This is a genomic window from Rhizobium sp. AB2/73 (assembly GCF_020871915.1).
GTDB lineage: Bacteria > Pseudomonadota > Alphaproteobacteria > Rhizobiales > Rhizobiaceae > Rhizobium > Rhizobium dioscoreae.
Genome location: NZ_CP067071.1, coordinates 552096 through 565532 on the forward strand (window position 1 = coordinate 552096; position 13437 = coordinate 565532).

A 13437-nucleotide genomic window follows, 5' to 3' on the forward strand; every position below is an offset into this window, starting at 1 on the left:
TTCGAAGCCTCTTTAACGACGGGTGACTCAATGCCGATGTCCGACATGCTCTTGACCAAACGCCACCTGCTGGGCGGTTCTGCCGTTGCAGCCCTTTCCGTGGCGTTTTCTGCCGTTGCAGGTACCGCATCCGCCGCAACTGCAGAAGACGAAGTGCCGCCGTCGGACGGCAATGTCGACATGAATGAAGTGCTGAAGCCCGGCCCGCTGCCGGAGATCGCACTCGGCAAGGAAGATGCGCCGGTGAAGATCGTGGAATACATGTCGCTGACCTGCCCGCACTGCGCGCATTTTGCCGTCACGACCTTCGACACGATCAAGCAGAAATATGTCGATACCGGCAAGGTTCGCTTCATCATCCGCGAATTCCCGTTCGATCCGCGTGCTGCCGCAGCCTTCATGCTGGCCCGCTGCGCCCCGCAGGAACAGTACATGCCGATGGTCGAAATGCTCTTCAAGCAGCAGATCGCCTGGGCTTCTCCAGATGTCGACGGCCGTGCCGCATTGCTCCAGATGTCGAAACTCGCTGGTTTTACTGAGGATAGCTTCACGAAATGCTTGACGAACCAGAAGCTTCTGGATGATGTCAATTCCGTACGGGAACGCGCAGCCAAGGATTTCGGCGTCAATGCCACGCCGACCTTCCTGATCAATGGCAAGCGCTATGCAGGGGACATGTCTGTTGCTGCCATGTCGAAGCTTATCGACAGCCTGCTCTGATCCGCGCCTTTTTACATCACAGGCGGGCGGCCGGGATCGCACGCCTGTTTTCCATTACCTCCCTCTCGAGGGGGGAGGTCGCGTGAAACGCGCGGGTGGGGGTGATTTCCGAGGTGAACGCATGATTACCCCGCCCCGGACCTCCGGTCCGACTCTCCCCTTCAAGGGGAGGGCGGAGATCAGCCGATGAAATTCAACAGGCTGAGACTTGTCGGCTTCAAATCCTTCGTCGAACCGGCGGAATTCGTCATCGAGCGCGGACTGACCGGTGTCGTCGGCCCGAACGGCTGCGGCAAATCCAATCTTGTCGAAGCCCTGCGCTGGGTGATGGGCGAGAATTCCTACAAGAACATGCGCGCCTCCGGCATGGACGACGTGATCTTCTCCGGATCCGGCAATCGCCCGGCTCGCAACACCGCCGAAGTCGGCCTCTACCTCGACAATAGCGATCGCACCGCGCCCGCCGCTTTCAACGATAGCGACGAAATCCAGGTCACGCGCCGCATCGAACGCGAGCAGGGCTCGGTCTATCGTATCAACGGCAAGGAAGCGCGTGCCAAGGATGTGCAGCTGCTGTTTGCCGATGCTTCCACCGGTGCCCGTTCGCCTTCCATGGTCGGGCAGGGGCGCATCGGCGAGCTGATCCAGGCAAAGCCCCAGGCGCGTCGCCAGTTGCTGGAAGAGGCGGCGGGCATTTCCGGCCTGCATTCGCGCCGCCATGAAGCTGAGCTGCGTCTGCGCGCCGCCGAAAGCAATCTCGAGCGGCTTGACGATGTGACCTCGCAGCTCGAAAGCCAGATCGAGAGCCTGAAGCGCCAGGCACGACAGGCCAACCGTTTCAAGATGCTCTCGGCCGATATCCGTGCCCGCGAGGCGATGCTGCTGCATATTCGCTGGGTACAGGCGAAGGAAGCCGAAGCCGAAGCCGATAGTGCGCTCAACCAGGCAACAGTGCTCGTCGCCGAAAAGGCGCAGATCCAGATGGAAGCGGCAAAAGCACAGGGCATCGCCAGCTTCAAGCTGCCGGAACTGCGCGACGAAGAGGCGAAAGCCGCCGCCGCTTTGCAGCGTCTGCAGATCGCCCGCTCCCAGCTGGAGGAAGATGTCAACCGCATCCTCCGCCGGCGGGATGAATTGATTCGTCGGCTGGCACAGCTGGCGGAGGACATCAGCCGCGAGCAGCGGCTTGTTGCCGACAACGCTGCTATTTTGGCAAAACTCGACGCAGAAGAAGCCGATCTCGCCGATATTCTTGCCGATTCCGGCAGGCTTGCCGAAGAAACGCGCTTAGCCTTCGAGGAAGCGGCCACCAAGCTCGCCGAAAGCGAGCGGATATTTACGATGCTGACCGCAGAACGCGCCGAAGCTGCCGCTGCCCGTCATCAGCTGGAGCGTGCCATTCGCGATCTGGCCGATCGCAAGATGCGGCTGGAGCGTCAGGCCGATGAAGCGAACCGCGAGCTTGCCGCCATTGACGAAAAGATGGCCGATCTGCCCGACCCGAGTGAAAAGCGCGACATGGTCGAGGCGGCGGAAAACGTCGTTGCGGATGCGGAAAGCGAGATCCAGCGTGTCGAAGCCGTTCTTGCCAAGGCGCGTGAAACCGAGGCGCTGTCGCGTGGCCCGGTCGAGCAGGCGCGGGCGCGTGTGAATGCGCTGGAAACCGAGGCGCGGACCATTTCCAAGATGCTGGCGGCCGGCGACACGTCCGGTGCCTTTTCCCCTGTCGCCGAAGAGCTGCGTGTCGACCGTGGCTTCGAAACGGCGCTTGGCGCAGCCCTTGGCGATGATCTGGAATCCTCGCTCAGCTCCGAGGCACCCGTCTATTGGTCGGATAATGGCAGCGGTGCGAATGACCCGGCCTTGCCGGAAGGTGCCGCGCCGCTGATTGCCCATGTCGGCGCGCCGGCGGCATTGACGCGGCGTCTGCGCCAGATCGGCATTGTCTCGGTGGAAGACGCGCTGCGGCTGATGCCCGAGCTGAAGCCGGGACAGCGGCTGGTGACCAGGGATGGCGCCGTGTTTCGCTGGGATGGTCACGTGACCGGAGCGGATGCGCCGAGTGCGGCTGCCCTGCGGCTCGCCCAGAAGAACCGTCTTTCCGAGCTGGAAGCTGAAGCGGAGCTTGCGCGCGACGTGCTAGCCGAAGCCGAGGAGCGCCTGTCGGCAGCCGCCGATGCGATCCGCGCAGAAGAAGGACATCTCGCGACCGCCCGTGACGCCAGCCGCCTTGCCGTGCGGCATCTGGTCGAGGCGCGCGAAGCGCTCGCTGCCGCAGAGCGCGCTTCCGGCGATCTTATCCGCCGCCGCGACGTCATCGTCGAGGCTGTCAGCCGGCTGCAGGAGCAGCTGGAAGACATTGTCATGCAGGATGAGAATGCCCGCATCGAACTGGAAGATGCGCCGAATCTCGACGCTATCGATCTGAAGTTGCGCGACCAGCAGGCCGAAGTCGCAACGGATCGTGGCGTGCTGGCTGAAGCACGCGCCCGCCACGAGGGCTTGAACCGCGAAAACGAGGCACGTCAACGTCGTATCCTGGCGATCCGGCAGGAGCGCGATACCTGGCATCAGCGCGCCGCCAGCGCCGAGGAGCACATTCAGACGCTGCGCGACCGTGAAGAGGAAGCGCGCGAAGAGGCGGCCGAGCTCGATCTGGCACCCGATGAATTCGATGACAAGCGCCGCGCCTTGATGAACGAGTTGCAGAAGGCTGAGGATGCCCGCCGGCAGGCCGCAGACCGTCTTGCCGAAGCTGAAGGCATCCAGCGCGAAGCCGATCGTCATGCGGCGACGGCACTCTCCGAGCTAGCCGAAAGCCGGGAAAAGCGCGGCCGCGTCGAGGAGCGGCTGGTGTCGGCGCGTGAGCGTCGGCAGGAAAGCGAATTGCGCATCCGCCAAGCCCTGAACGTCGAGCCGCATGAGGCGATGCGCCTGACCGGCCTTTCAGTATCGCAAAGCATGCCTGACCTCCGCGAAGTCGAACGCGAGCTGGAGCGGCTAAAGATCGAGCGCGAGCGTCTCGGTGCCGTCAATCTGCGCGCCGAGGAGGAGAGCAAGGAGCTGACGGAGCGGCTGCAGGCGCTGATCAAGGAACGCGATGACGTCATCGACGCCATCCGAAAGCTGCGCGGCGCGATTCAGAGCCTCAACCGCGAGGGCCGCGAACGCCTGATCGTCGCCTTCGACATCGTCAATGCGCAGTTCCAGCGCCTGTTCACTCATCTCTTCGGCGGCGGCACGGCCGAGCTGCAGCTGATCGAGTCGGACGATCCGCTGGAGGCGGGCCTCGAAATCCTTGCTCGCCCGCCAGGCAAGAAGCCGCAGACAATGACGCTGCTTTCCGGCGGCGAGCAGGCCCTGACGGCCATGGCGCTGATTTTTGCGGTGTTCCTCACCAATCCCGCGCCGATCTGCGTTCTGGACGAAGTGGATGCACCGCTCGATGACCACAATGTCGAGCGCTACTGCAACCTCATGGACGAGATGGCTGCTTCCACCGAGACCCGCTTCGTGGTCATCACTCATAATCCGATCACCATGGCCCGCATGAACCGGCTCTTCGGCGTCACGATGGCTGAGCAGGGCGTCTCGCAGCTCGTCTCCGTCGACCTGCAGACCGCCGAACGGCTGCGCGAAATCGCTTGAGCGCGATGATAAAACTGTTCCCGTTTCGACAAGAAATTGCTCCGTCGTCTGCCGCACAGCCCTAAAGCGTGCTAGCGTCGTCTTTAAATCAACAACATGGGCGTTGATCCGCCCGGAAGGGAAGTATGTCTGACTCGACTGGCGGTGTTTTCGATATCCTCGGAATACTTGCCGTATTGCTGCTCGTCGCCGCCAACGGCTTTTTCGTTGCGGCGGAGTTCTCTCTGGTGTCCGTCCGCCGCAGCCGCGTGACGGAGCTTGTTGCCGAAGGACGGATGAACGCCAAGGCGCTGCAGAAGGCGGTTGACAATCTCGATGCCAACCTTGCCGCCACGCAGCTCGGCATCACCATTTCATCTCTGGCGCTTGGCTGGGTCGGCGAACCCGCTCTTGCTCATCTGCTCGAGCCGCTGCTCGATTTTCTCCCCGGAACATGGGCTGCGGCTGGGTCGCATGCGATCGCCGTCGCCATTTCCTTCATCATCATCACGGCGCTTCATATCGTCCTTGGCGAGCTTGCGCCGAAGAGCCTGGCGTTGCAGCGCAGCGAAGGCACTGCGCTTGGTGTCGTGCGCCCGCTCGGCCTGTTCCTCTTCTTGCTGCGCCCGGCCATCACCGTGCTGAACGGCCTCGGCAATCTCGTGCTTCGTCTTTTCGGGCTGCGTCCCGGTGCCGGCGAGGGTTCGCTGCATTCGCCGGCGGAGATCAAGCTCCTGATCGCCGAAAGCCAGGAGGCCGGCCTGTTGGAACAGGCACAGCAGGATTTGGTCGAACGCGTCTTCAATATCGGTGATCGCGACGTCTCCGACATCATGACGCCGCGGCTCGAGGTCGAGTGGATTGACGCCGACGATCCGCCGGAGGAAATGCAGAAGACCATCCGCGAAAGCCGCTTCGAGCAGCTTCTCGTCGGCCGCGGCTCGATCGACGAGCCGATCGGCATGATCCTGAAGAAGGATCTCCTCGATCAGCTTTTGAACGGCGAGCCGCTGAACCCGATGGCCGTCATCCGCCAGCCGCTGGTCGTTCATGAATCCACGGCCGTCTTCAAAGTGCTGGAAAACTTCAAGCGTGCGCCAGTCCGCCTCGCCATGGTCATCGACGAATATGGCAGTCTCGAAGGCATCGTCACGCAGACGGACCTGCTGGAGGCGATCGCCGGCGATCTGCCCGATATGGAAAACGAAACGCCCGATGTCGTTGAGCGCGCCGATGGATCGCTGCTGATGGAGGGCATGATGCCCGTCTATGATGCCTTCGCGCGGCTGGGACTGCGTTTCAGCGAGGAGGAGGTCAATTTCCATACTCTCGCGGGCTTTGCGCTCTACCAGCTCGGCCATCTGCCCGAAGTGGGCGAAAGTTTCTCCTTCGGCGGCTGGCATTTCGAGATTGTCGATCTCGATGGTATGCGCATCGACAAGATTCTCGCCAAGCGCGAGCCGCAAGCTTAGCCGCCAAGTCGCTCTGGATGGACCCGGAGGCTCCCGATTTCGATCAATCGATTGAAATCCCGAGCCTCTTGGCCATATTTATTGTGCACTGCAACATTTTGCCATATTTGTCGATTTTCATTTGTGCTGCAGTGAATTAAGTTCAACCGGAGGAGTTGGACGGGGACAATGACGAATTGGGTCTATACATTCGGCGACGGCAAGGCCGAGGGGGGCGCCGGCGATTTTGAACGGCTCGGCGGCAAGGGCGCAAATCTTGCTGAAATGTGCAATCTCGGCCTGCCGGTTCCGCCGGGATTGACGATCGTCAGCGATGTCTGCACCTTCTATTACAAGAACGGCCGCAAGATTCCCGAAGAGCTGAAGCCGCAGGTCATGCGTGGGTTGCAGCAGATGGAGACCATTACCGGACGCAAGTTCGGCGATACGGAACGACCGCTGCTGGTGTCTGTGCGCTCCGGCGGCCGCGCTTCCATGCCGGGCATGATGGATACCGTCCTCAATCTCGGTCTCAACGACGCTACAGTGCAGGCGCTCGGCCACGATGCCGGCGATGCTCGTTTCGCCTGGGACAGCTACCGCCGCTTCATCCAGATGTATGCCGATGTCGTCATGGGTCTCGACAATGAGGTCTTCGAAGAGATCCTGGAGGATGAGAAGGCGCGTTTCGGCCATGAGTTCGATACCGATCTCACCGCCGTCGAATGGCAGCATGTCGTCTCGATCTATAAGGCGGTCATCGAGGAAGAATTGGGCGAGGCCTTCCCGCAGGAGCCGGAGGTTCAGCTCTGGGGTGCTGTCGGTGCCGTTTTTGCCAGTTGGATGAATGCGCGCGCCGTCACCTATCGTCAATTGCACAATATTCCTGAAGGTTGGGGAACCGCCGTCAATATTCAGGCGATGGTGTTCGGCAATCTCGGCAATTCGTCCGCGACGGGGGTCGCCTTCACGCGCAATCCATCGACCGGCGAGAAGGAGCTTTACGGCGAGTTCCTCGTCAATGCGCAGGGCGAGGATGTCGTTGCCGGCATCCGCACCCCGCAAAGCATCACGGAAATTGCCCGCATCGCCTCCGGCTATGACAAGCCGTCGATGGAAAAGCTGATGCCGGAAGCCTTTGCCGAGTTCCGGAACATCTGCGCTCAGCTGGAAGCGCATTACCGCGACGTGCAGGACCTGGAATTCACCATCGAGCGCGGCAAGCTTTGGATGCTGCAGACGCGCAATGCCAAGCGCACCACCAAGGCGGCGATGAAGATCGCCGTCGACATGGTCGACGAAGGGTTGATCACGGAGGACGAGGCGGTTTCGCGCATCGATCCGACGTCGCTGGATCAGCTTTTGCATCCGACGATCGACCCGCGTGTCCGCCGCGAGGTCATCGGCTCCGGTCTTCCGGCATCGCCGGGTGCTGCGACGGGCGAAATCGTCTTCACCGCGGAAGAGGCGATTATTGCCGAGGAAGAAGGCCGCAAAGCCATTCTCGTACGGATCGAGACGAGCCCCGAAGATATTCACGGCATGCATGCCGCCGAGGCGATCCTGACCACGCGCGGCGGCATGACCAGTCATGCCGCCGTCGTTGCCCGCGGCATGGGCATTCCTTGCGTCGTCGGCGCCGGCACCATGCGCATCGATATGCGCAATGAGAAGCTGATCGGCATTGGCGTCACCTTGAAGAAGGGCGATATCGTTACGATAGACGGCTCTACCGGCCAGGTCCTGAAGGGCGAAGTGCCGATGATCCAGCCGGAGTTGTCAGGTGATTTCGGGCGCATCATGGCCTGGGCGGATCGCTCGCGCCGCATGACGGTGCGCACCAACGCCGACACACCTGCCGATGCGCGCGCGGCCCGTTCCTTCGGCGCCGAAGGCATCGGCCTTTGCCGCACAGAGCATATGTTCTTCGAAGGCGACCGTATCCATGTGATGCGCGAGATGATCCTTGCAGAGGACGAAGCGGGACGCCGTGCCGCCCTCGCCAAGCTCATGCCGATGCAACGGCTCGATTTCACCGGCCTGTTCACCATCATGCACGGCTTGCCGGTGACGATCCGCCTGCTCGATCCGCCGCTGCACGAATTCCTGCCGAAAACGGATGAGGAGATTGCCGAGGTTGCCGGCATCATGAGCATGGAGCCGGCCGCGCTGCGCCAGCGGGTGGATGCGCTGCACGAGTTCAATCCCATGCTTGGCCATCGCGGTTGTCGTCTGGCGATTTCCTATCCGGAGATCGTCGAGATGCAGGCCCGCGCCATCTTCGAGGCGGCGGTCCTCGCTGCACGCGAGACGGGGGCTGCCGTTGTGCCCGAGATCATGGTGCCGCTCGTCGGCCTGCGCTCGGAACTGGATTACGTCAAGGCCCGCATCGACGAGGTGGCGCGCGCCGTGATGACCGAAGCGAAAATGAAGATCGACTACCTCGTCGGCACGATGATCGAGCTGCCGCGCGCGGCCTTGCGTGCCCATATCATCGCGGAGGCCGCCGAATTTTTCTCCTTCGGTACGAACGACCTGACGCAGACGACATTCGGCATGTCACGCGATGACGCTGCCGCCTTCATCCCGACCTATCAGCGCAAGGGCATCATCGAGCATGACCCCTTCATATCGCTCGATTTCGACGGGGTCGGCGAACTCATCCGTATCGCGTCGGAGCGCGGCCGCCGCACGCGCAACGACATGAAGCTCGGCATCTGCGGCGAGCATGGCGGCGATCCCGCGTCTATCCATTTCTGCGAGGATATCGGATTGGATTACGTATCCTGTTCGCCGTTCCGCGTGCCGATCGCGCGGCTTGCGGCGGCGCAAGCCGCGATCAAGGGGCGAGCCTGATTCTCTAATTCTGAAATATGCAGGTCAGTGGCGCCAGTAGCCGCGATGGTAGTAATATCCCGGACCGCCGACGATGACGGTCGGACCCCAGAAGAAGTCGTCATTGCTTTCCATGAAAGCCCGCTGATCCGCCCGCCGGCTAAGGTCTTGGTTCATCAGGCAATTGGCGAAGTTCTGGGTGCCTGGCTTAAAGCCATATCCGCTGCATCTGGCCTCGTCGGCCGCGCGTATTTCCTCGGCCGTCTGGCAGGAGGAGAGCACAAGCATAATGGCGAGAAGAGAGAGGGCGGAAGTAGCGATACGCATGACTTGATGTCCTGATACAGGTGTGCGGCACGAATTATAGCGCCGCGCTTGATGGCGCGAAAGACGTATTACCGCCGCAGTCCGGTAGCTTACGCTGCTTCCTTGGGCTTTGCCGGCAGCCTTTGCAAGAGATCGACGAAGGCATCGGCGAAGCGCAATAGGTGCTCGGTCTCTTCATCCGGCTGCAGTAAACGGATTTCCGCGCCGTCTTCGTCCAGTGCGGCAAAGAGCGTGCGCATCGTCGCATCGCTTTCCGGAATCCGGATGACGGCCAGTCTGCGGCAATCGGAGATCAGTCCTGCTGCGGGAAGATCGAAAAGGAAATCGCCGTGCACCGCCGAGGCGGCATGCCGTACAGCCTCGCAAAAGCCCGGTTCCCCGCCGGAAAAACCTTCGAGCGAAAGCTCCAGCTCCAGGAGCTCCAACGGCAGAATAGGGTCGACCGTATCGGCTCCGGCAATCGCCGCGCCCGGCGGGGCCTTGGCAGCGACATCTTGAGAAAGCATCGGTTCCATCTCATCAAGTCCTTTCAACGCCTCGATAAAACGCTAAAGAATGGCCTTTTTTAGGAATTTAAGCAAGCGCTCACGTTTTTGGTCTAAAGCGTGGCGCGCAAAAGTGCGTAGCGGTTTTGCGATAACGTCATGCGAAGAAACGAGGGCCTGAAGCGCGAAGGGCGAATTTCAGAGATCGCGACGCACTTTAGGCGTTACTGGTTTCAGCCTTGAGAGAACATTACGTGTTGGTGCCGTGACATTCGATTTATTTTCGTCGTTTCTTGATCTACACATAAGTCGCTTTCCGGGATTCGGTGCGTCCGGCTTCCGATCCGACGCGCCGACGAGCCCCTGATGACCATTCGCTTCGACCGTCCTGTTTCACATGCCGCCCGCGCCGCGCGTCTGATTGCATCGTTTGCATTGGTTCTCTGCGGAGTGACGCTGATCGGCCACCGCTTCGGGCCGCTGGAAACGCCTTACTTCGTTCTGCTGCTCTTGATTTCTGCCGGCTGCGCCATCCTGGCGGTGCTGCTCGCGGTGGTGGGCCTTGCGCAGCTCTGGCAGAGTGCCGCCATCGGTGGTGTCTCCGCCGTCAAGGCGCTCGTCTATGCCGCCCTGCCGCTTGCCATTTTCGGCTTCGGTGCCGAGCGCTACTGGACCCGCCCGCATATCTACGAGATTTCGACCGACCTCAACGATCCGCCGGAATGGCTGGCGACGCCCGATGCGCGGCAGCTATGGCTGCCGCCGCGCCATCTGGTGACGCAGCAGGAACGCGAGGCGCAGTTCGATGCCTATCCCGCTTTGATCAGCCGCCGCTACGAGGGCGCTGCCGACCGTGTTCTGGAGGCGGTGCGCAAGGTTGCGCATGATTATCACATCACCGTCGTCAAGGCCGAAGGCGCCGATGTGGCCGATCCGAATGGCAATGTGAGGCCGAAACGTCGTACACGCCCGCAGACCGTCAATCCGACGCAGGATGACAATGCCGCCGGCGGTGTGCCCGCCATCGTTCCCGTGCCGACGCCACGTCCCTTCCGTGATGGAGTGGCGGAACTCATCCGTCAGAATACCGACGTCATCCTGCAGGGCGAGGTACGAACCCGCATCTTCGGTCTGCCATGCGATATATTGATCCGCATTCGCGAGGAGGCGGAAACGACGCTCGTCGATATCCGTGTTGCCTCCCGCTACGGTCAGGATGATCTCGGGGTCAGCGCCGATCTGGCCGATGGCTACCTGAAGGCACTGGATGCCGAACTGCTCGGCATCGCCGGAAGCTGAGCTGGCTCAGACGGGGCGATAAGCCCCCAACAGCGCCGGCGGTCCATCTGTCTCCACCTGACCCTTCTCCACCAGATCCTCCAGATGCGCCAGCACCGAAAGTGCCGCCGCGCCATGCAGGCGCGGGTCCGTATCGCGATAGATGACTTTCACCATATCCGGGATCAGCCGGTCGCCGGCCTTGATGCGTTCCAGTACGGCGCGCTCGCGCATGCGGCGGTGGGTTCTGAGACCGCGCATGAAGGAGGCAGGCTCCTGCACCGGCCCGCCATGTCCGGGCAGGAACAGCCGGTCGTCGCGAGCGAGAAGCCGCTCCAGCGAGGCCATGTAATCCGCCATCGATCCGTCAGGAGGCGCAACGATCGAGGTCGCCCAGGCCATGACATGATCGGCGGAGAAGACAATGCCTGTGCCGTCGAGGGCGAAGCACGCATGGTTTGCCGTATGGCCGGGCGTCAGCAGCGCCGTCATCGTCCAACCGTCTCCCGAGACGCTTTGACCATCTGCGAGCACGATATCCGGCTGAAACTCCATGTCGGAGCTTTCGGCAAAGGGATTGATCTCGCCCTGATGCAGCGGCCGCGCGGCCCGATGCGGCCCTTCGCCGACGGTCAGCGCCCCCGTCGCCTCCTTCAGCCTTTTCGCCAGCGGCGAGTGATCGCGGTGGCTGTGGCTGACGAAGATATGCGTGACCTCGCGCCCTTTCAGTGCTGCCATCAGGGCAGCGAAATGCGCGTCATTCTCCGGGCCGGGATCGATGACCGCCACGGAAGAGCCGCCGACGATGTAGCTGTTGGTGCCGTGGAACGTGAAGGCGCTGGGATTGTTGACCGTCATCCGCTCGATGCCAGGCGCGACGGAGATGGCGCGGCCATAGGCGGGTTCGAAGGCGAGGTCGAAGTCAGGCGTGCTCATGATTGCTTGTATTCGATTTCGATGAATGACATCGGCTCGGTGCCGGCATTGACGACATTGTGCTCCACGCCCGCCTCGCGCCGGTAGGCAGCGCCCTTGGCGATATCGACACGCCTGATACCGCCGGGCTCCTCCAGCAAGAACTGGCAATCCGTCATCGGCACCACGACATAGCCAAGGCCATGGACATGATGCCCGGTATCGGCGCCAGGCTCGAAATCCCAGCGCGTAATGCGGCAGATGGCATCATCGAGAAGCACGGTAGGCATGGCCGGAGGGCGGGCGCGAAACTGGCTCATCGGACCTCTTCACTTCAAATGCGGTGCAGCAAGACCTATCATAGCCGCGCAGAAAGCACACAGAAATATGCATCCGCGCATCACTTAGTCATTGTAGCGCGATGCGACCTTTGCTAATCAGACGCCGATTTGGCTGGCATGACAGCCAGTTCCTCTGTTGGGGCGTCGCCAAGCGGTAAGGCACCGGTTTTTGGTACCGGCATTCCCAGGTTCGAATCCTGGCGCCCCAGCCACACTCAATATCCTCAGCGGGCTGAACAATAGTCTTTGCAACATCAAAGACATTGTCTGAAGAAATTGCCGTCGCGGCCTCCGTTATTCCAACTTAAATATTGTTTGACCATTTTTCTCCATCCTGTTCGCCATCATCTCGATACAGGCGATCATGAACCACGCTCCCCACGAATTGCTGCTTTCCATCGTTGCCCCCTGCCACAATGAGGAGGAGGGGCTTGGCGAATTTTGCCGGCGGGCGGTGGCGACGGCGCGGGGGATTGCCGGCGAGGCTTTCGAGATCATCCTGGTGGATGACGGGTCGACCGACGGCACCTGGGAGGTGATTGCCTCGCTTGCTGCGGAGACGCCGCAGGTGCTGGGCGTGCGCCTGATGCGCAATCACGGTCACCAGCTTGCGGCGACCGCCGGCCTTGCCGCCTCGCGCGGCGAGCGGGTGCTGCTGATCGATGCCGATCTGCAGGATCCGCCGGAACTGTTGCTGCTGATGATGCCGATCATGGATCGCGGCGCGAATGTCGTCTATGGCCAGCGTGTGCGCCGGCAGGGGGAGAGCTGGTTCAAGCTCGCCTCGGCGTCGCTCTTCTACCGGCTGCTGTCGCGGCTCGCCTCGGTGGCGATCCCACACGATGTCGGCGATTTCAGGCTGATGCGGCGGCGCGTCGTCGATATCCTGCTGGCGATGCCGGAGCGTGACCGCTTCATCCGTGGCATGGTGAGCTGGATCGGCGGCACGCAGGTGGCAGTGCCTTATGAGCGCGATGCGCGCTTTGCCGGCACGACCAAATATCCGCTGCGCAAGATGATCAATTTCGCGCTGGACGCCATCACCAGCTTCTCCACCGTACCCTTGCGCATCAGCACCTGGCTCGGCCTTGCCAGCGCCGGCTGTGCCGCTCTGCTGCTCGTCTATACGCTTATCCGTTGGCTTGCCGGCGAAACGATCGTCGGCTGGTCCAGCATCATGGCCGCCATCACCGCCTTTAGCGCCATCCAGCTCATCTGCATCGGCATCATCGGCGAATATGTCGGCCGCCTGGTGCAGGAAAATAAGCGGCGGCCCATGTTCATGATCGAGAGCCTGCTGCAGGGCGGCCGTTCGATCGAGATGCCCAGTGATTTTTCCGATCTGGACGCGGCGGGCAAACGGCACGCGCTTGATCGTGCCCTGAGCGGCACCGGCGAAATAGCTGACAAGGCGGAACAGGTAAGGGTGGTCCGCTGATGCCGCAACCATTCGCGAGT

10 protein-coding genes and 1 tRNA gene are annotated in these 13437 nt (G+C 61.7%); 7 read left to right on the forward strand and 4 right to left on the reverse strand.

Annotation, left to right across the window (positions count from 1 at the left end; genetic code table 11):
• Window positions 1-30: 30 nt before the first annotated feature.
• The 4 genes from I8E17_RS02810 (at window position 31) to ppdK (ending at window position 8654) form a co-directional block, all read left to right on the forward strand.
• Window positions 31-720, forward strand: a complete 690-nt coding sequence (locus I8E17_RS02810; protein WP_069613791.1) for a DsbA family protein — start codon at window positions 31-33, stop codon at window positions 718-720.
• 186 nt (window positions 721-906) lie between these two features.
• Window positions 907-4368, forward strand: a complete 3462-nt coding sequence (locus I8E17_RS02815; protein WP_069613792.1) for a chromosome segregation SMC family protein — start codon at window positions 907-909, stop codon at window positions 4366-4368.
• Between the two features lie 125 nt (window positions 4369-4493).
• The gene (locus tag I8E17_RS02820; protein WP_069613793.1) at window positions 4494-5819 is read left to right on the forward strand and encodes a hemolysin family protein; all 1326 of its coding nucleotides are present in this window, start codon (window positions 4494-4496) and stop codon (window positions 5817-5819) included.
• A gap of 168 nt (window positions 5820-5987) precedes the next feature.
• On the forward strand, window positions 5988-8654 hold the full coding sequence (gene ppdK, locus I8E17_RS02825) for a pyruvate, phosphate dikinase (protein WP_069613794.1): 2667 nt from the start codon (window positions 5988-5990) through the stop codon (window positions 8652-8654).
• A gap of 24 nt (window positions 8655-8678) precedes the next feature.
• Here the strand turns inward: ppdK and I8E17_RS02830 are convergent, their stop codons facing one another.
• Both I8E17_RS02830 and I8E17_RS02835 read right to left on the reverse strand, forming a co-directional pair.
• The gene (locus tag I8E17_RS02830) at window positions 8679-8960 is read right to left on the reverse strand and encodes a hypothetical protein (RefSeq protein ID WP_069613795.1); all 282 of its coding nucleotides are present in this window, start codon (window positions 8958-8960) and stop codon (window positions 8679-8681) included.
• An 89-nt stretch (window positions 8961-9049) separates the two neighbouring features.
• Window positions 9050-9466: a hypothetical protein gene (locus I8E17_RS02835; RefSeq protein ID WP_069613873.1), complete on the reverse strand. Its 417-nt coding sequence runs from the start codon at window positions 9464-9466 to the stop codon at window positions 9050-9052.
• A gap of 345 nt (window positions 9467-9811) precedes the next feature.
• Here I8E17_RS02835 and I8E17_RS02840 point away from each other — a divergent pair, with 345 nt between their 5' ends.
• Entirely contained in the window at window positions 9812-10744 is a 933-nt protein-coding gene (locus tag I8E17_RS02840; protein WP_069613796.1) for a DUF1499 domain-containing protein, read from the forward strand.
• Between the two features lie 6 nt (window positions 10745-10750).
• On the opposite strand, the gene I8E17_RS02845 is transcribed toward I8E17_RS02840, so the two are convergent.
• Window positions 10751-11659, reverse strand: a complete 909-nt coding sequence (locus I8E17_RS02845) for an MBL fold metallo-hydrolase (protein ID WP_069613797.1) — start codon at window positions 11657-11659, stop codon at window positions 10751-10753.
• The gene (locus I8E17_RS02850) at window positions 11656-11958 is read right to left on the reverse strand and encodes a cupin domain-containing protein (protein ID WP_069613798.1); all 303 of its coding nucleotides are present in this window, start codon (window positions 11956-11958) and stop codon (window positions 11656-11658) included. Before I8E17_RS02850 ends, I8E17_RS02845 begins: the two co-directional genes overlap by 4 nt.
• 158 nt (window positions 11959-12116) lie before the next feature.
• Between I8E17_RS02850 and I8E17_RS02855 the strand changes: the two genes are divergently transcribed.
• Window positions 12117-12191, forward strand: a tRNA-Gln gene (locus tag I8E17_RS02855).
• Between the two features lie 152 nt (window positions 12192-12343).
• Complete coding sequence (locus I8E17_RS02860) at window positions 12344-13417, forward strand: glycosyltransferase family 2 protein (RefSeq protein WP_069613805.1); 1074 nt, start codon at window positions 12344-12346, stop codon at window positions 13415-13417.
• Window positions 13418-13437 lie beyond the last annotated feature (20 nt).

Excerpts from the sequence above, each read along its gene's own strand:
- I8E17_RS02830 (WP_069613795.1), bottom strand. The coding sequence starts at position 8,960 with ATGCGTATCGCTACTTCCGCCCTCTCTCTTCTCGCCATTATGCTTGTG.
- I8E17_RS02815 (WP_069613792.1), top strand. The coding sequence starts at position 907 with ATGAAATTCAACAGGCTGAGACTTGTCGGCTTCAAATCCTTCGTCGAA.
- ppdK (WP_069613794.1), top strand. The coding sequence starts at position 5,988 with ATGACGAATTGGGTCTATACATTCGGCGACGGCAAGGCCGAGGGGGGC.
- I8E17_RS02820 (WP_069613793.1), top strand. The coding sequence starts at position 4,494 with ATGTCTGACTCGACTGGCGGTGTTTTCGATATCCTCGGAATACTTGCC.
- I8E17_RS02840 (WP_069613796.1), top strand. The coding sequence starts at position 9,812 with ATGACCATTCGCTTCGACCGTCCTGTTTCACATGCCGCCCGCGCCGCG.
- I8E17_RS02810 (WP_069613791.1), top strand. The coding sequence starts at position 31 with ATGCCGATGTCCGACATGCTCTTGACCAAACGCCACCTGCTGGGCGGT.
- I8E17_RS02860 (WP_069613805.1), top strand. The coding sequence starts at position 12,344 with ATGAACCACGCTCCCCACGAATTGCTGCTTTCCATCGTTGCCCCCTGC.
- I8E17_RS02850 (WP_069613798.1), bottom strand. The coding sequence starts at position 11,958 with ATGAGCCAGTTTCGCGCCCGCCCTCCGGCCATGCCTACCGTGCTTCTC.
- I8E17_RS02835 (WP_069613873.1), bottom strand. The coding sequence starts at position 9,466 with ATGCTTTCTCAAGATGTCGCTGCCAAGGCCCCGCCGGGCGCGGCGATT.
- I8E17_RS02845 (WP_069613797.1), bottom strand. The coding sequence starts at position 11,659 with ATGAGCACGCCTGACTTCGACCTCGCCTTCGAACCCGCCTATGGCCGC.